The sequence below is a fragment of the Sphingobacterium sp. B29 genome (genome assembly GCF_001952815.1).
Lineage (GTDB): Bacteria > Bacteroidota > Bacteroidia > Sphingobacteriales > Sphingobacteriaceae > Sphingobacterium > Sphingobacterium siyangense.
Map to the genome: position 1 here is coordinate 5,135,742 of NZ_CP019158.1, position 18,655 is coordinate 5,154,396.

The window sequence follows — 18,655 nt, forward strand, 5'->3', positions numbered from 1 at the left end:
TTATGTTTAAAAAAGTAATACATCGACCGGTATTTGCTATTGTCATATCGGTTGTAATCCTATTTATCGGAGGTTTGGCCATAAAGCAACTTCCTACTGAGCAATTTCCAAAAATCGCACCGACTACAGTAGCGGTCTCCATTGCCTATCCTGGTGCAAGTGCCGATGTACTTGTAAAATCCTCACTGATTACACTGGAGAATGCAATCAATGGTGTACAGGGAATGCGCTATATCGCAACCGATGCGACCAGTGCCGGTGAAGCAACCGTAAACGTCGTATTTGATCCGGGAACAGATCCCAACGATGCCGTGGTACTGGTCAAAACCCGGGTGGATCAAGTTATGCCACTATTGCCTGAACTTGTTCAAAAGGAAGGAGTCGTCGTCAATCCAATTCAGCCTAGTATGCTGATGTACGTGAATCTTTACAGTACAAATAAAAGCATGGATGAAAAGTTCTTGTACAACTATGCAACTGTAAATATCATTCCTGAAATCAATCGTATTCATGGTATCGCCAAATCACAAATCTTAGGTAGCCGTAGATATGCCATGCGCGTCTGGTTAAATCCCGATCGTATGCGCGCCTATAGCCTGTCAGTTGATGAAGTGATGAAAGCGATAGGAGAACAAAGTATCATCGGCCGTCCCGGTCGACTAGGACAAAGCTCGGGTATTGCAGCGCAATCCCTCGAATATGTCCTAACCTATAAAGGGCAATACAATACACCTGAAGAATACGACAATATTATCGTTCGCGCAAACGGCGACGGTGAAAATATCAAGTTAAAAGACGTAGCTAAAGTCGAACTGGGTAGTGAATTCTTTGACATCTATTCCAATTTAGACGGGCATCCCTCGGCTTCAATTGTGTTGAAACAGAATTATGGTAGTAATGCCAATGACGTTATTAAAGATGTGAAGGCAAAACTTGCAGAGATGAAAAGTAACTTTCCTCCAGGGATAGACTATAAAATCAGTTATGACGTATCCCAATTTCTGGATGCTTCTATCGAACAGGTGATGCATACTCTACGCGATGCTTTTATTTTAGTTGCCATTGTTGTATTTATTTTCCTTGGCGACTGGCGTTCGACTTTGATTCCGATCATCGCCGTGCCCGTCTCGCTGATAGGTACATTCTTCGTCATCCAATGGTTCGGTATGTCGATCAACTTAGTGACCTTGTTTGCATTGGTGCTTGCCATCGGGATTGTCGTGGACAATGCCATTGTGGTCATTGAAGCAGTACATGCCAAAATGGAAGAAAGTGCCATATCGCCATACAGCGCTGTAAAAGAAGTCATGGGCGAAATCGCAGGTGCTATTATCGCTATTACAGCTGTTATGGTGGCCGTTTTTATCCCCATTTCATTTATGACAGGTCCTGTCGGAACATTTTACCGTCAGTTTTCAATTACCATGGCGAGTTCCATCGTGATATCTGCAGTAGTCGCATTAACCCTTACTCCTGTGCTTGCTGCGATGCTCCTGAAAAACAACCATGGTAAACCAAAAAAATCAAACGTATTCACTAAATCGCTCGACCTTTTTAACCATACTTTTGATAGAATAACGGGCAAGTATGCCTCCTTACTTCGTAAAATTGCCAGCCGAAGAGTGATTACATGGGGTATCTTAATAGCTTTCTGTGTCGGAATTTTCGTCATTAACAAAACGCTTCCAGGAGGTTTTATACCGAGTGAGGACCAAGGTACAATATATGCCATTATTCAGACTCCTCCGGGATCAACATTGGAACAGACCAATAAGCTTTCCAGAGAGCTCCAAAAGATCTGTCAAGGGGTAGATGGGGTAGAATCTGTCTCATCACTGGCAGGTTATGAAATCATGACCGAAGGCCGTGGATCGAATGCCGGAACCTGTCTTATCAACCTCAAAACCTGGGGTGAACGTGAACACTCCGTTAAAGAGATCATGGAAGAACTTGAAGAAAAATCAAAAAATCTTGGTGCAACGGTTGAATTCTTCGAACCTCCCGCTGTTCCAGGGTTTGGTTCTTCAGGAGGTTTCTCCATGCGCCTGCTGGACCTCAATAGAACCACCGATTACCAAGATTTCGATAAAGTAAATAAAGCGTTTATCGCTAATCTAAAGAAACGTAAGGAACTCACCGGAGTCTTTACATTCTTTGCCGCCAATTACCCACAATACGAATTGGTATTTGACAATAACGCCGCAATGCAAAAAGGCGTTTCCATTGGTAAAGCCATGGACAACCTCAATATCCTTATCGGTAGTACCTACGAGCAGGGTTTTATCCGTTTCGGTCAATTCTTCAAGGTCTATGTACAATCTTCACCAGAATTTAGAAGGCTACCTTCCGATATCATGAACCTCTACGTCAAAAATGATCATGACCAGATGGTTCCTTATTCGGCCTTTATGACCTTAAAAAAAAACACAGGGACCAAACGAAATCACGCGTTATAACATGTACAATTCGGCCGCCATCCGTGGACTTCCGGCAAATGGATATACAACGGCCGACGCTATTCAGGCAATCAACGAAACTGCACTTCAAACATTACCACATGGCTATAAAGTTGCCTGGGAGGGCTTGTCCTATGATGAGGCCCAACGTGGAAACGAAGCCGTTTATGTCTTTTTAGTCGTCTTAGTCTTCGTATATCTTGTACTTGCTGCGCAGTACGAAAGCTTTATCATTCCGTTTGCGGTATTGTTGTCGCTACCAGTTGGTGTATTTGGATCATTCTTCCTATTAAAAGCTATGGGACTTGAAAATGACATCTATGCACAGGTCGGACTGATCATGATTATTGGTTTATTGGGTAAAAATGCGGTGCTTATCGTAGAATTTGCCGTGAAAAGGCGCCAAGCTGGCGATAGCATATTGGAAGCAGCTATTGAGGGCTCACGAGCACGTTTCAGACCAATCCTCATGACCTCATTTGCATTTATCGCTGGACTTGTACCACTTGTCTTTGCCAGTGGTGCTGGAGCTATCGGTAACCATACCATAGGTGCCTCGGCGCTGGGAGGTATGCTCGTCGGAACTATCTTTGGCGTTATTGTCATTCCCGGACTCTACTACATTTTTGCAAAATTGGCTGATGGAAGAAAAATGATCCAAGCCGAAGACGAATCACCATTAAGTGAAGACATGATACATTATGAATAAGAACAGATTATATCACTATACAGGTTTCGCACTTTTCTTGCTTAGTCTTGCAGCCTGCAAACCACTGGAAATAAAACAACGTACCGAAAATAGAACCGTTCCTGGGAAATATAGCGATGCCGACAGCGACACCGTGAATACAGGAAAAATCAAATGGAACAGCTATTTCAGCGATCCCAATCTACAAGGACTGATCAGTCAGGCACTAGCAAACAACCAGGAGCTACATATTATGCTTCAGGAAATTGAAATAGCCAAGAATGAGGTAAGCGCCAAAAAAGGTGAATATCTACCTTCCGTAGGTGTAAAAGTTGGCGCCGGGGTCGACAAAGTTAGTCGCTACACAAACATTGGAGCGATGGAAAAGAATACGGAAATCGAACCCGGACGCGAAATGCCGGAACCGCTATTTGATTTTGGAGTTGGTGTACAGGCACAATGGGAAACAGATATCTGGGGTAAACTCCACAATGCGACCAAAGCCCAGTTGCAACGGTATTTTGCCAGCGTGGAAGGCAAAAACTTTATGGTAACTCACCTGATCGCTGAAATTGCAGATTCTTATTATGAACTCCTGGCGCTGGACAACGAACTCTTGGTTATCAATGAGAATGTAAAGATTCAAAACGATGCACTGGTCGTGGTAAATGACTTGAAGAAAAACGCGCGATCCAATAAACTTGCCGTCAAAAGATTTGAAGCCCAGATATTGAAAACCCAAGGTATGCAATATGATATCAAGCAGAAAATTACAGAAACAGAAAATAGAATAAACTACCTTGTTGGAAGATTCCCGCAGCCGGTTCAAAGGGATCAACAATCATTTGATAAGCTTGTCCCGCAAACCGTTTATGCCGGCATCCCGGCCGACCTCCTGGAAAACAGACCTGATATAAAGCAGGCTGAATATGAACTTGCAGCGTCCAAACTGGATATCAAATCGGCCAAAGCCCGCTTTTACCCTTCTTTGGACATTGCGGCGGGAGTAGGTTTTCAAGCTTTTGACCCGACTTATCTCATCAAACCGGAAGCCTTTCTCTCTTCCCTCGTTGGTGAACTCACTGCCCCTTTGATCAACAAACGGGCAATTAAAGCCGCGTATTATAGCGCAAATGCACGACAGGTTCAGGCTGTTTACCATTATGAGCAGACCATATTGGCGGCTTATATTGAAGTTGCAAACCAGCTCTCCAAAATTAAAAATCTGGAGAATGGCCTACAAATTAAGACCAAGGAAGTCGATGCATTAAATGAGTCTATCGGTATTTCCAACGACCTCTTTAAATACGCCCGCGCAGATTATATGGAGGTTCTGCTGACACAACGCGATGCCCTAGAATCCAAATTTGAGCTCGTTGAGAAAAAGGTCAACCAACTCAAAGCAAGCGTAGCCATATACAGATCCCTAGGTGGTGGATGGGATCATCAATAGCACAATTTAATTTTAGTTTTTATATGTTGGGGACTTATCATGTGATAAGTCCCTTTTTTTGTAAAAGCATATTTACTCCACCACGATTTCTTTCATTTTCTCGTTTCCATAGTATGTCGGGAAATACATTAATTCAGCCTTCGCGGGATTGACAGTATAAGTCCCGGTATAACGAGGTAAAAGTTCGATCTCAAAGGTATGCGTACCTTTCCCCAGTTTGTTGCAAAAAATGACAACACGATCTTTGAAATGCTCTCGGTGCGCCTCGATTCTATAGTATCCATTGGTTTTGGTTTCATAAGAACATCCCGCCGGTATAGGAACTTCAATCTGCACATACTCAGCTTCACCAGTTAATGTTACGCTTGCTTCAAGTTTTACAGGCTTTCCTTCCTTGAGCGCCGCTACCGTAGCACCATTGTCCTTAAATCGCGTTGCAACAGCAAGGCCCTTTTCTTTTTCTATGACAGGGTTTGGATTCCAAAAATTTTGATAGGCTGTCACAAAAGCCGGCCCCGTCCCTTCTTTCCTCACTTTAATCTGTTCATCCGACTTAAAGCTTTGCGTATACGGAAATGTAGTGACGCGTTTGCCATTGATGACCATAACCGGTACCTGGAAAGACTCACCCTCTTTCAGTAAATCAGGAAGAATACTTCGTATGATACGGGAAGATTCGTAGATATTATACCATTGGTTTTGCTGGCGCTGCGCGAAAAAGTAATTACGGATATTTTCTAAATCCGAATCATGACCGCCAATTGATTTTAAGACACCATAAGCCAACAGTGTATTCTCGGTATTGGTTTCCGTAGGTCGCATAAAAAATCCGCCTTTCTGATCTGTTGTAGCTCCAGAAGTCCAATAAAGCCCACCTAAGACAGCCTTTGAGGAGTATTTAAGAATGGTATCTGCAGCATGTGAATCCTTAAGACCCAGTTTTGAAATCAATAGATATTTCAACAGTTTATCCTTGATGGTTTTACTTTTCAGTTTTGTATCAATTTCGAAGAAATAGTTTTTGTAATCGGTTTTCGGATCTAGCCGGAGCAGATATATCAGGGAGCTAAACAAATTCTCTTTGGCCCCGTGAAGCTTATCTTTATCCAATAGAAGATCCAGCGAAGCCAAGCTGCTTTTCAACATGGTCTTTTCACGTTCTGCATAGATCTCCGTATCGATCTCAACCTGGTATCCTGCTTCTCGGGCATCCAACAGTACCCCGATCACATAGTTGCTGATCCAGCTCACGGTTTCACTCTTGTTCCACCAGCCCCAGCCCTGATTGGAATTTTTGTTTTTCTGTAACTCCTTCAAAAGATCCTTTATTTTCTTATCCTCTGTAAAGGGCTTTCCGATCAATTTTGTAAGCTCTTTTTTAGAAAGTAACGCGCTCAATTTGGAAGCCATCTGTTCATTGCATAGAAATTTGTAACGATCGATCGATTCGATTTCCCGTTGTAAGAATTCCAGCGAATTTGCTTCGGCATGCAAGGTGATTTCGCCTAGCGCAGGAGAAGTTTTTAGCAAATACTCTGCGGTACTGTTGAGTACTTTAAAATCTCCTTCATGTTGTTCAAGCCCCTTTTCAAAAATCGGAATGCTACGTTTTTCACCATCAAAATATCCATTTGACAATCCGATCGAATAAGCAAGTTGGATGCTGTCCCCCTTATCGGCAATAACCGATATAGGATCCCGATAGGACTTCGCAATTTTCAACTTTGCCTCCTGCGTTGTTAGTCCATTATTGATGGTACGCAAGAGCTGTAAGCTGTCGCTAAGATAATTGACAACCCGTCCCATGGCTGTAAACTGATCACCTCTGATGGCAAATCGGGGACTCGACAAATGTGCCGAAACAGCTTTAAAAGATTTGACATTTAGCTCTTTCATGTCGGCGAAATTTTTATTTCCTTTAGCAATAAAGAATGTTCGCCAATTGGTAATATCATCCGGATAGGTCGCTTCAAAATTAGCTTTTCCCTGAGCATCGGTAGTTAGCTTTGGCTGCCAGAATGCATCATCGCGGAAGTTCACGCGCATCGTATTTCCAGATTCCAAATAGGGCATATCCACAGCACCTGTCGATGCCGCAGAAGCTCCAGCTTTCATCTGAACCATCACCACGCCGTTGGCGGCCCGAGCACCATACAATCCAAGCATAGATTGATCTTTAATCACATTCAATGACGCGATAGTCGATGGATCAAGACTTGAAATATCACCTTCAAAGGGGACTCCGTCTACTAAAATCAATGGTTTTTCATTGGGAGCCGGACTAGCAGCGCCACGAATACGAATCCCTGCTACAGCCCCCTGCAACATAGCCGTAGTCACCCCATCCATCCTAGCATTGATCGATTTCACTGCCGCAGTCAATGATTGCCTTTTTTGGACGCCATACCCCACAACAACAACTTCATCCAATTGATTTTCGCTTGGCTTTAACTCAACGAAATAATCTTTGCCACTGGAGACTTTGACTGTAGCTGTATTGTACCCTAAAGCAGCAATCTCAAGTACCGTATCTTTGTCATCGGAGAGCTCAAGTTCCAAACTACCGTCAAAGCTTGTGAAATATCGTTTTTTTGTATCCGAAACACTCACCTTAGCCCCAATTAATGGCGTATCACCATCGTAAACCAAAATCCTTGCGACCTTATTATTCTTTCTTTTCGCTCTAAAATCTTCTCGGTCTATTTTTAAGAGCTGCGGATCAATCTCTTGCCCATGTCTTATAGAATCCCGCAATGGGTTTTCCACGGTACGTACAATAATTTCATCGCGTACAAGTTTGTAAGCCAATCTTGCCGCTTGGGATGCATTGCTCCATTGAATAGAATCCAGTCTGAGATAATTCATCCCATTGGCTTTGAGTTTGATTGGCAGGCTAAATGAAGTTGAATCATCCTTTACAATATGCAAAGTAACATCGCCGACCGGAAGATCCCCAAAAGTTCGATGTCCACCGTAAAACAGTCGAAAGTACATTCTATCCTCTACATTCGTCGGTTCAATAAAGATCAATGCAGGTCGAATGCCTTTTTGGGCAGCATCATTGCCCAAAATTAAATTCAATTTAAAAATAGCGTCTTTTTTTCCTTTCTTCACCGTAGCAAATTGTGCAGGTCCCGTGCTATTTTGCATCGTCTCTTGGAAAGTATGTTCTACGTTTGCCTTGATATCCTCCAAGGTCCATACCCTCTCCTGAAAATCTAAATTTGGCGTAAAATCATACAGATCAATCCGCAAAGGATTGCCATCCCAGCTTTTTTGCTTTTGGTAATTTTTATAGATACTGTATTGATAGCCTCCCTCAATTTCAAAACGTCCAATTTTCGCTGTGTCAACCATGAGCGTGCCTATTTTGGACACACCGTTATACATTTCTGTCCTTGGAAATGGTCCCACGAGCAGGGGTACGGGAACCTGTGTACGCAACCGGTTATCGTAAACAGTTTTTCTTACGGGATTGAGGTAGTAGAGATCTCCCGCTGTCTGGATATATGCTGGCATCTCAATCAATGCATTATTATTGGGTAATTGCCAGGCTCCAAAATTGTTGGTTACTGTAATCAACTGGCGCTTCAATTCAGTCAATTCGTTAGTGTAGAGCTTACCACGTTCTTCTTTAGGTAAGCGGTAAACCAAAATCTGGCCTTTGCTAAATGCTTTTTCGGGGTAGGTAAAACCAATCGTATCCTGCGAGGCATTAAAAGAAACAATGACCTTTTTCCCCTTTTCAAGATAAAAGCCATTTACACGAATGTCGCGATCCTTGGTCCTAAATCTAAAATCATGCTGCCCCGGAGAAACTTCAAAAATAGTATTGTTATTTTGTTGGTCTTGTTTAGCATAAGTCAGTACACCGTCTATCCAGACTAAATGTATCCCCTGCACCGCACCATTTACTACGACATAAGGGGAAATCTGGCTCTTGACCGCATCCAGAGGAAGAGACTCCTGATAATAATCTTTGGGATATAAAAACCGATAAAAAGCCATCGTATCCAACTGCATGTCTTTAGACCATTTTGCCCAATTTTTAAGAGCTCCCTGATGAACCTTCTCATCATCATCCAAACTAAAATTAAGATTTTGTGAGACTCTTGCCCTTCGCATCAGACCACCCATAGTAATATTTGGAGTGGTTGCTGACCTAAATTTTGAGGTAAAACCATAGGCCGTAATATCAACATCCTTCAACGGTTTACCATGCTTATCCGTAACCGAAAGTTCTACATCAGCCTTCTGCCCCGGATAAACTGTCGTCGCCGTGTTTACTGCCAAATTTAAATTCTTCTCCACATAGGGTAATTCTTCCTGGATAACTTTTGATTTTCCTCCGAAAAGATAGGTGATTTCCATGCTATACCCGTCTTTTCCCCGAGCTAAAAATGTACCATTTAATTTGGTATTATAACCCGAAGCAATCGTACGACCAGCACGATAGACACGATACCAAAATGGAATCATAGCGGGATTATTGACATGCAATATCACCGAATCCGCAGTTCGATAAAACCGATAATTCAGTTGTGCCTGCTCTTGATCCTCCAGATATATGTTTTTACTGAATCCATTCGACTTGACAACAATTTCTTCGGCCTGCCAAGGTATAGAAACCAAATTAGGTAAACTCAAATTTTCAGTCTTCAGCACTTCACGATGTTCACCTAATATCATTAGCTGAGCAGTTGTTGGCATCGCAACACCTTTTTCGAAATACTTCAGTTCTGCATGCCCGTCTTTTACAGCAATACGAATTTCCTTTTCGCTGTTGAGTATATTAAGGTCGAGACTTCGCTCAATTCTTTCATTATCCGAACTTAGGTAGGTGCCAATAACCCGAAATGTAAGACCTATGTCAGCCGGAAAGATTGAATCGGGTAATACAATTTCCTTTTCCGCCACATCTGCAAGCGAAATGCTCGTTTGCCATAATGTATCTGGAATAAAATTGACCTTATTGGATTTTATATCAAGTGTATAAAGTGGACTTGTCACAACACGCACATCTACTTTCCCATCATATATGGGCATTTCATTTTCATTTAAAGCTTTTAGTTTCAGTCGCACACTGTCTCCTTTAGCATATTTCGTCTTTTCGGACGTCATATTAAAGCTTAGGCTTTTTAACTCATAGTCTTCATATCGGAAAGACTGTTGATGCAAGACGTCTTTGGCTTTCGTAGATTCCAAAGAAATCCCATAATCCCTATCAAGGATGAGACCAAGCCCCTTCAAATCAAATGCAAAGTTGTACATTCCTGGACGATAGGGAGCAAGTCGGGCCAAAACGGTATCTTTGGCATATCCATATCCACCTGTCAGACGTACAGCAATAGAATCACGGTAAGGTTTCCATTTTTCTTCCTCAAGATAAGCTTTAAACTTAACCTGCTCATTTGGCTTATACATTGGCTTGTTAAAAACCATAAAGCTTTCTGTCTGTTCAGTTTCTTGTTTATGAAAGAAACTCTTAATCTTAAACTTTGTTCTAAGCCAGCTATTTTTGATTCCTATCCATAATGGAACCCTGTCTTTGTAAGGCCAACTCCGTTCTACACTCAGGTAATGATAGACACCCTTATGTTCAATACTGACGACATCGTCACTATTTGCATTGGCAGCTTTATAATAATGATACTTCTTATCGAATGACATGCGACGTCCCTTCACTTTTACTTGCGCATCTTTTATAATCGTTCCCAGAGAATCGTATAGACAAATCGCAAAAATTTCTGCCGGAATAATCTTGACATATAGGTTATCACTAATCAATTCCTGATAAATGAGATCAGCTCCGCTGGCGCGGACCTGGACATAATTACCAGGAGGTAAATTCGGCTGTGGACTTCCGGCCTTATACTTGAGAAAAAAATCGCTGAGCATAGTTTCATCGAATTTCTTCTCTCCCAAGTGAATTTTTCTTAGAACTTCAGGGCTCAGTTTATAAATATAATAGTCAGAAGATCCACGCGGACTATTGAATAAGGTCGATTGCCCACAAAGGACCACAGAATACAGAACAGCTAAAAAGCAGACAACAATTGATTTCCATTTCATGTTTAAGATACTGGCTAAATTCTTTTAAAAATAGATAAATTTACCTAAAGCCAAGTACTAGATTTTTCCATCCGGCACTTCAACTTTCGTGCAGGGATGCGAAGAGTATCAAAATTCCATAAACGGAGAAAAAAAATTACAATTTCAACCTAACTTTGATTGAATCTATAACTTCAGTGTCCGAGGGAAAGTCACCAGCTCCCGAACCGCTGGAACGATTGACCAAAGGCGGCTCCTCACCATATAGGGTATCGCGGGCGATGACTACCTTCTTGTCGAGATCTACATAGCTAATAATATAATTGCGCTGATAAGCTTTATCTTTTTGACCGATCTTATTGACGTACTCTCCTTTTTCCTGCATGTCCATCGCTATCATAACAATGCCTTTGACAGCATCACCGGGATAATTATCTACTGTTCCCAATGCCTCGTTCCATTTTTCCTTATAAGTTATTCCCAAATCACCGGCACCGCCATTTTCAAGAATTAGACAGTTCTTCCCCCAGTCGACTTCGGACAATTGTACTGGATATTTATAAATAGCGGTATGATCGCCAAAACCAGCTAAAATTCGGGAAGATAATTGTTTTGTTTTTTCCTGATCCGCCTCCATATTTCCCAAAAGACGGTAAGCCCATATACCGATACCAATTACTGCAACCAATACCAGGCCTACAAAAGTGAATATTGCTTTCTTATTTCCCATAGTTCTATTTTATTTAATTAATTACCAATCAAATATACTTAGTCTATATGCTCATTTTCACCCTTTTTACAATTCGCTTGACCTGCTTTATTATTTGCTGCGCTTGCTTAAATAAACGTTATAAAAACAAATATTCGAGCCTTCGCAGCCCTAGTTTTCAACAACATGAAATAACAGGAGCTGCCACTATTTTATTTTTATCATAAATGATGGTTCATCCAATTCATACTGACACATAGCTGTCACATAGTGGTTATATCTTTGTTTAACCTTAGCAGGAAAACAAATACTAAACGAAAAAACAATTCCAGAGCAAAAGCTATTAGTAGGATAACTAATCGAATTTTAAATTATTACAGTAAAAAAACATGGAAACATTACCACAATTAAAAGAAGAATTAGCGAATGAATATCAAATTACAAAAAACTTCATTGCACTTTTCCCTGAAGGCAAGAATGAATATGTCCCACATGAAAAAAGTATGAAAATGATGCGTCTGGCAACCCACTTAGTCGAAGTTTTCGAATGGCCAAGTACCATTTTAAAGACTTCAGAACTTGACTTTGCCAAAAGTGCTTATGTGCCAACAAGTCTATTGACTCGGGATGATCTCTTAAAAAAATTGGACGAAGATTACGAAGCCGGAAAAAATGCTTTAGAAACAGCTAAGGAGGAAGACTTAATTCCAAGCTGGACCATTAAAAATGATGGCCATGAACTGGCAAGCTGGAGCAAATACGGTGCTATTCGTCACTCATTAAACCAGATTACACATCACAGGGCACAATTAGGTGTTTATTATAGACTCAATGATATTCCCCTTCCAGCAAGTTATGGCCCCTCTGCCGATTCACAGAATTTCTAAAAAGCTAGCGGCTGGAATGAAAATACGACATCTATATGTCGTATTTTCATTCTACGCCGGACAATATGTATGTGCGACAACACCACCTGGAAAAACTTGCACATTCACGAGCTTTAGATCGAGAAATCTAGAAAGACCGTCGAATATAGGCAGCCCAGTACCCAATGCAATTGGATGTGTGATCAGATGATATTCATCAATTAATCCGGTTTCAATTAAACTTCGCATAAACTCAGCTCCTCCATGAGCCAATAGTGGCTTCCCTGACTCCGCTTTTAATTCTCTAATTCCTTCAATGAGACCTGCATCAAAAACCCGGGCATTCATCCAAGAGGAATTCGCAGGAAGCTCGGCATTGTGAGCAAAATCTTCTGTTTTGGGATGATAGCCCTTTTTTGTAAAGACAGCTTTAGGGATTTCATTCATTGCTGCCGCAAAAGGATTTGTTGAAGCAGGCCAATAGGAAGCCATTACTTCAAAGGTCTTTCGGCCCATTAGATGAACGCCGGCAGATTCACAAATATTTAAAACCCATGCGCTAGAATGATCATCACCACTTTTAAACATCCAATCAAGTTCACCGTGGATGCCCGCAACAAATCCATCGATGGAAACAGACATTTTCATTATTAATTTCCGCATAACAAAAAGTTCAATATTTAATAAAACAAATCCAATTCAAAACTGGGTTATTGTCTATCAAAAATAAACCATTTCAATCGACGTACAGCGGGGACAAACCGTCAATATACAAGGGCATTTACGACAGTTCTTTTTTCTATCCTTTACCTTCCTCAAGGGTAAGCATAAAATTCAAATAGTGCTTTTTCTTCGCGAAATGCTGATCATCCAATAACTTTTTGTAGGCCGATATCGCATTAAAAAGGATTTGAAGATTATCCTCGTTATAATGATCTACATTGAAATATATTAAATCCCTGTTGATATAATCGTCCAATGAAGTAAGCAACGTATCATCCAATTCATCCTTGCTTCCGGGAAGTGCCATAAGCGTTGCCAGCTTCTTTTTTAATTCTCCTTCCCAACGTTTGACGTCTTGCAACCTTGTCTCAATATCAGCGAAGGGCAAAGTCTGAAATATAAACCGGGTATTCTCCGTCATGTCAACATAAAGTTTTTGAGCCTCCTCATAATTCTTATCGAAAAAAGCAAAATCATCATATCTCCGTTCAAACTCCTCACTCATCCCCTGCGCATCAGCCAAGCGCGCAAAATAATAATGGATTTGATGGTTATAGTCAGTAATTTTATCCTCCGTAGCTGCAATAGTGTCTTCAATTTTTTTTAGTAATTCGACGGCATCAGCCGCTCGATATTTTGTACCGTCATAGTCAAAGGACTTTAATTTTAATTCGCCTTTACTGATTGCTTCAACGACATATTTGTCATTTTTCAGACTATTAAGTTCATACAGTGTATCGACTCTACAATCGGCAAATAACTCATCAAAAGTCGGCTTTGACTGTCCCTGAAAAATTGGAGTTTCACCTTTTCGCACAGGATGATTGTAGTCATAGAAATCATTGAATCTTGGATCAACAGCATACTTGTTCATTCGACTTTCAAAATCATCACTGAAAGACGTTATTTCTAACAGTGATGGGGGCTGTTGATACTGTACCTGCGCAAACAACTTATCCGAAATTTGGTTTGCTACGGCAGCACGATTAGCTAGTAATTCAATAGCAGGTGCGTTGTTGGCTTCTTGCTTGACAATATTAAGTTTCTGTAATGCTTTTACCCGATCTTCATCCGATGGATGGGACGACCATTGATCTTCAAGATTTAACTTCGATTTATCATATTTTTTTAAAGTCGCCAATTCGATTTGGGGAAAGCCATTTCGCACTTGATATCTATTGCGTTCCGCAATCAAGAGCATGACACAACGATGCTCTGGATAAATATTACGACTACGGATATTTTCAGAAAATTTGGTATCATAGAAAGTAAGTACATTATTTAGTGCATGGTTTGCAAAACCCAAACGTAAGAGCGAGTCAGCCAAAGCCTGGGAACCAGCAACATGTGCCGCAATTTCATCCGCATGAAATTCCATCTCTCTTGATAACGCCAAATAATTGAGATTTACATATTCATAAAGATGCTTCAAAATATGCTGAATCTGTTGAATAATAAACATCGATATACCAATAAAAATAGCAGAGTACCCACTGATGTTACCCCATTTACGAAACATATTATCCAGCGATTCATTCTTATACAGCATATTGTAGATAATCTGATTAACATGGTAAACATAGCTACCCACTTTCATGCTTTTTTGTGAGAAGTGGCCAAACTCGTGTGCAAGAATAGCCTTTAGTTCCTGTTGAGTAACTGCATTCACCATCCCCACACCAATCTGAAGATTTTTCTTAATGGGTAAAAACATGCTCCAAAAACTAGAATCATAGAATACAGATGCATTGACATCATGCGATAGAAAAACTTTCTTTGGAAAGCTTGTGTCAACTTCCTTTACCACCTCATGAATAAGTGCAAATAACTGTGGTTCGTCGCTCTCATATATCTGTGTAAGATGCCCCGTATCAACTTTTGTTGACGCAAAAACAAATTTTAATAAAAAGAAAAGTATGGTCAAACCTGTAGCGAGTAAGCCCAAACATAATACTGCGGTTAAAAACATAGGCTTGGCAGTGAACATCAATAGTCCCAATAAAGTAAAACCAACAGTAATACCTATTGCCAAGAGTAGCAGAATAACATAAGTAACCGCAAAAACAACAATAGATAAAATTGTTTTACGCGCATGTTTTCTAAAGTTTGTAGATACTTGTACGTTCATAAATTGTTAATAAAGCAAGGATAATTGACTATATAAATCTAAAAAATAAAATCCATTTGCCTATAAGTTTACAGCAAATCAAAATTGTAAACCTATCCGACAAAAGACCAATCAATGCTTTCTACCGCAAAACTTGCGTACATCTTATATTGCTAATAACCTTTTTTTAAAGAAACTTCATGGAGTAAAGATCGCCCCTCAACCATTCTTCGATAATTATCCACCACTTGTAAGACGGAAGATCCAATATTTGTCCTACTAGCAACATGCGGAGTTATCACAATAGGTGGGCAATCCCAAAATGGATGATCTTGCGATAATGGTTCTTGATGAAATACATCAAGATAAGCTTCAGTAATTTTTTTTCCAGCAATTGCATCCAACAAATCATTTTCCACGAGATGTTCTCCTCGACCAACGTTAACGAGTACAGTTTCTTTGGGACACAAATTGAAGAAACCACGATTTAGAATTCCTTTTGTTGCATCGGTCAATGGTAGTATATTAACAATAAAATCTGTGCTTTCAAGGGCAGCACGAAGTCCTTTCATTCCAGTAAACGAACTTACTCCCTTAAGATTTTTAGGTGAATTGGACCATCCATTTACGTTGAATCCCAATTGGACTAAACCTTCAGCCACATAACCACCAATTTCGCCTAACCCTAAAATAGCAACCCTGGTTTCACCAATTGATTTGTATAGCAAGGGTTGCCAATGTTTCTTTTCTTTTTCGTTTATATAAGCCGAAAACTTCTTCATCGAATGCATTAAGCAAGTCAAAACATGTTCAAACATATCGCTTTTCAACATGGGATCGATAATCCTACAAATGCGGAGATGTGATGAAATACTTTTGGGAAAAAGATGATCTATTCCGGCGCCACCAGATTGGATAACTTTTAAGTTTGGAAAATGAGTGTAATAATCTGCTTCAGGTTTCCAGCAAAGCGCAAATTCGACCGCATCATAATTTTCAATCTCAGGGAAGATCTCCACCTTTATTTCAGGTAAATATTTATTGATTTCGACCTTCCACTCCTCGGCTCTTGCTCTATTCAGTATCAATGCTATACTCATACTTTGTTCGTTTACACGAAAATAACATTTTATGCCTATCTATCGTTTGCTTTCTTTGGGTATTCTTAGTCTTAACGTATTTAAAAATATCATGATGATTTCTTTTGTTCAAACAAACCAGCGGGTTAGCTTTCTGTCGAAATTAGCTGAAACAACCGATTCTATTAAAAAACAAAGTTTAAAATCTATTTTAATCGTAAATTCGTAGAGGACATCCATAAATACAAATTCAGATGGCACTCAAAAACCGAATTATCCTAATAAGCCTAATCATTTTCAAATTCATCATGCAATACCAGTTGATTAGCCCAACCTACGAATTGCAGCGCGACGAATTCTTACATGTAGATCAAGCAAACCATTTAGCCTGGGGATACCTTTCCGTTCCGCCAATAACATCGTTGATTTCCTATCTCATCAAAATACTGGGCAATTCTGTCTTTTGGATCAAGTTTTTCCCTGCACTTTTCGGAGCCTTAACGATTCTTATCGTCTGGAAAACAATAGAATCGCTAAAAGGAAATCTGTTTGCACAGCTCTTTGGAAGCTGTTGCATTATGTTTTCTGTGCTATTCCGTTTGAATGGTTTGTATCAACCTAATTCTTTTGATGTCTTATGTTGGACTTCCATATATTATTGTATAATAAAGTATTTAAATAACAAACAATCCAAGTGGTTATTTTATATGGCTATTGTTTTTGCGCTTGGATTTCTGAATAAATACAACATCGTATTTCTGATCTTAGGTTTGATCCCCGCAGTTGCTTTGGTTCCAGAACGAAAAATATTTACAGAAAAAAAATTATATTACGGAATACTCATTGCCCTACTAATTATCCTTCCTAATTTAGTATGGCAGTACCGCAATAACTTCCCTGTATTTGTTCATTTCAAAGAGCTTCAAGATACACAACTTGTTCATGTTAACCGATGGAGTTTCGTACGATCTCAATTTTTGTTTTTTTTCGGAACCTTTCCCGTCCTCATTCTTGGATTATATGCACTGTTGAAATATCCTGCATTTAAAACATATCGCCTATTCTTCTACTCTTTCTTTATCACCCTTGGAATCTTCTTATTTCTAAGAGCGAAAGATTATTATGCAATAGGTCTTTACCCAATATATTTTGCTTTTGGCGCAGTTTATATTTCATCACTTTTGGAAAATAAAACTGGTCAGATTTTAAAACCTATCTTGATCGTGTTAACGGCGATCCTATTTCTTCCAGTCTATAATATTGCATTCCCCAATAGAAATCCAGCATATTTTGTGAACCATCCCGATAAATACAGAAAATATGGTATGTTGACATGGGAAGATGGCAAAGAGCATCCACTCCCACAGGATTTTGCAGATATGTTGGGATGGCAAGAACTTGCTAGAAAAGTCGATAGTCTCTATGACCAAATACCTAGATCGGAAAATACCCTTGTACTTTGCGACAATTATGGGCAGGCCGGCGCCATTAACTATTATTCCAAACGAGGAATTAAAGCTGTTTCATTCAACGCTGACTACATCAATTGGTTTGATTTGAATAAAGCATACAGCAATGTGATTCGAATTAAAAACCGCTGGGAACGAGAACGAGAACTAGCAGCAACAAGTCCCTTCTTCAACAAATCAATGCTGGCCGACTCCATCACAAATACCTACGCAAGAGAATATGGTACAGTGATCTTCACTTTTATTCATGCAAAAATCAATATCAATGAACGTATCTCCGAAGAGATTGCATCAGAAAAAACAGCGAAGAAACTTCCTTTGTAAATAATTCATTTTTTAAGCGATCAGGCCTGCTCCAGTCTATTTTTTTATTAAAAAAATAGTATATTTAATTCAATAGCCAAAAGCTTCCGGCGCGAATGATACTTGTCGTATATCTTCTGGTATCATCACTATGACATGGAACTTAACACCAAATTAACAGGATAATTATGCGCTTTTTGAATTTCTTGAAAGGACAAAGCAATTTGAGACAGATTGACGTTAGTGAGGACGATGATTTTGTAGATTTACAACTGACCGTCACAAAATATTGGAAAGATGACGACGAACATCATATTGTCCAAGCTAAAGGGCTTTGGGGTAGAGAGACCGTTGGTTTGGCAATCGCCTTTCGTCCTGATATGAAATTGGGTATTGTCGATACCGAAGTCGATAAACAAAGGTTTTATCGCGAAGGGATTAATTTCTATTCAATTGGCAAATTAAGTGACAATTTTACCAAAGCGTTAAATAGTCTCTTTAAAATCGATGGTACATCCTTTAAAATGCACGATAACATTGGATCGACCGCGTTTATCGTCAGTGGACACCCGGAATATTTTGATGAGGAATATATTAAAGCTAAAGTTTTCTTTGACGACGCAAATGAAAAACATCATTATGCGGAATGGTATGTCAACATAGATTTAAAACACAATATTCTCGAACTTCGAGAAAAAGACCCCGGATATAGAAAAAACATCATTAGTATCTTGACAAATGTTTAAATTTG

General features: G+C 39.9%; 11 protein-coding genes. 6 read left to right on the top strand and 5 right to left on the bottom strand.

Annotated features, from left to right (window positions below; translation table 11 throughout):
* Window positions 1-2 precede the first annotated feature (2 nt).
* From BV902_RS22060 to BV902_RS22065, 3 genes are read left to right on the top strand one after another with little or no spacing between them, the layout of a single operon-like run.
* Window positions 3-2,456, top strand: a complete 2,454-nt coding sequence (locus BV902_RS22060; RefSeq protein ID WP_335682247.1) for an efflux RND transporter permease subunit — start codon at window positions 3-5, stop codon at window positions 2,454-2,456.
* 1 nt (window position 2,457) lies between these two features.
* Complete coding sequence (locus BV902_RS28610; RefSeq protein WP_335682248.1) at window positions 2,458-3,165, top strand: efflux RND transporter permease subunit; 708 nt, start codon at window positions 2,458-2,460, stop codon at window positions 3,163-3,165.
* Complete coding sequence (locus BV902_RS22065) at window positions 3,158-4,597, top strand: TolC family protein (RefSeq protein ID WP_075993795.1); 1,440 nt, start codon at window positions 3,158-3,160, stop codon at window positions 4,595-4,597. The genes BV902_RS28610 and BV902_RS22065 overlap by 8 nt, the downstream gene beginning before the upstream one ends.
* A 72-nt stretch (window positions 4,598-4,669) precedes the next feature.
* Here the strand turns inward: BV902_RS22065 and BV902_RS22070 are convergent, their stop codons facing one another.
* Together BV902_RS22070 and BV902_RS22075 are read right to left on the bottom strand one after the other, a co-directional pair.
* On the bottom strand, window positions 4,670-10,669 hold the full coding sequence (locus tag BV902_RS22070) for an alpha-2-macroglobulin family protein (RefSeq protein ID WP_075993796.1): 6,000 nt from the start codon (window positions 10,667-10,669) through the stop codon (window positions 4,670-4,672).
* 136 nt (window positions 10,670-10,805) lie between these two features.
* Window positions 10,806-11,378: a hypothetical protein gene (locus BV902_RS22075; protein WP_075993797.1), complete on the bottom strand. Its 573-nt coding sequence runs from the start codon at window positions 11,376-11,378 to the stop codon at window positions 10,806-10,808.
* A 368-nt stretch (window positions 11,379-11,746) separates the two neighbouring features.
* Here BV902_RS22075 and BV902_RS22080 point away from each other — a divergent pair, with 368 nt between their 5' ends.
* Window positions 11,747-12,244, top strand: a complete 498-nt coding sequence (locus BV902_RS22080) for a DinB family protein (protein WP_075993798.1) — start codon at window positions 11,747-11,749, stop codon at window positions 12,242-12,244.
* Window positions 12,245-12,295: 51 nt separating this feature from the next.
* On the opposite strand, the gene BV902_RS22085 is transcribed toward BV902_RS22080, so the two are convergent.
* From BV902_RS22085 to BV902_RS22095, 3 genes are all read right to left on the bottom strand, one after another.
* Entirely contained in the window at window positions 12,296-12,886 is a 591-nt protein-coding gene (locus BV902_RS22085) for a dihydrofolate reductase family protein (protein ID WP_075993799.1), read from the bottom strand.
* A 136-nt stretch (window positions 12,887-13,022) separates the two neighbouring features.
* Window positions 13,023-15,074, bottom strand: a complete 2,052-nt coding sequence (locus BV902_RS22090; protein WP_075993800.1) for a M48 family metallopeptidase — start codon at window positions 15,072-15,074, stop codon at window positions 13,023-13,025.
* Between the two features lie 152 nt (window positions 15,075-15,226).
* A complete protein-coding gene (locus BV902_RS22095; protein ID WP_075993801.1) occupies window positions 15,227-16,153 on the bottom strand; it encodes a 2-hydroxyacid dehydrogenase in 927 nt (308 codons plus the stop codon).
* Window positions 16,154-16,386: 233 nt separating this feature from the next.
* Between BV902_RS22095 and BV902_RS22100 the strand changes: the two genes are divergently transcribed.
* A complete protein-coding gene (locus tag BV902_RS22100; protein WP_075993802.1) occupies window positions 16,387-17,925 on the top strand; it encodes a glycosyltransferase family 39 protein in 1,539 nt (512 codons plus the stop codon).
* A gap of 167 nt (window positions 17,926-18,092) precedes the next feature.
* The gene (locus BV902_RS22105) at window positions 18,093-18,650 is read left to right on the top strand and encodes a hypothetical protein (RefSeq protein ID WP_075993803.1); all 558 of its coding nucleotides are present in this window, start codon (window positions 18,093-18,095) and stop codon (window positions 18,648-18,650) included.
* Window positions 18,651-18,655: the final 5 nt, after the last annotated feature.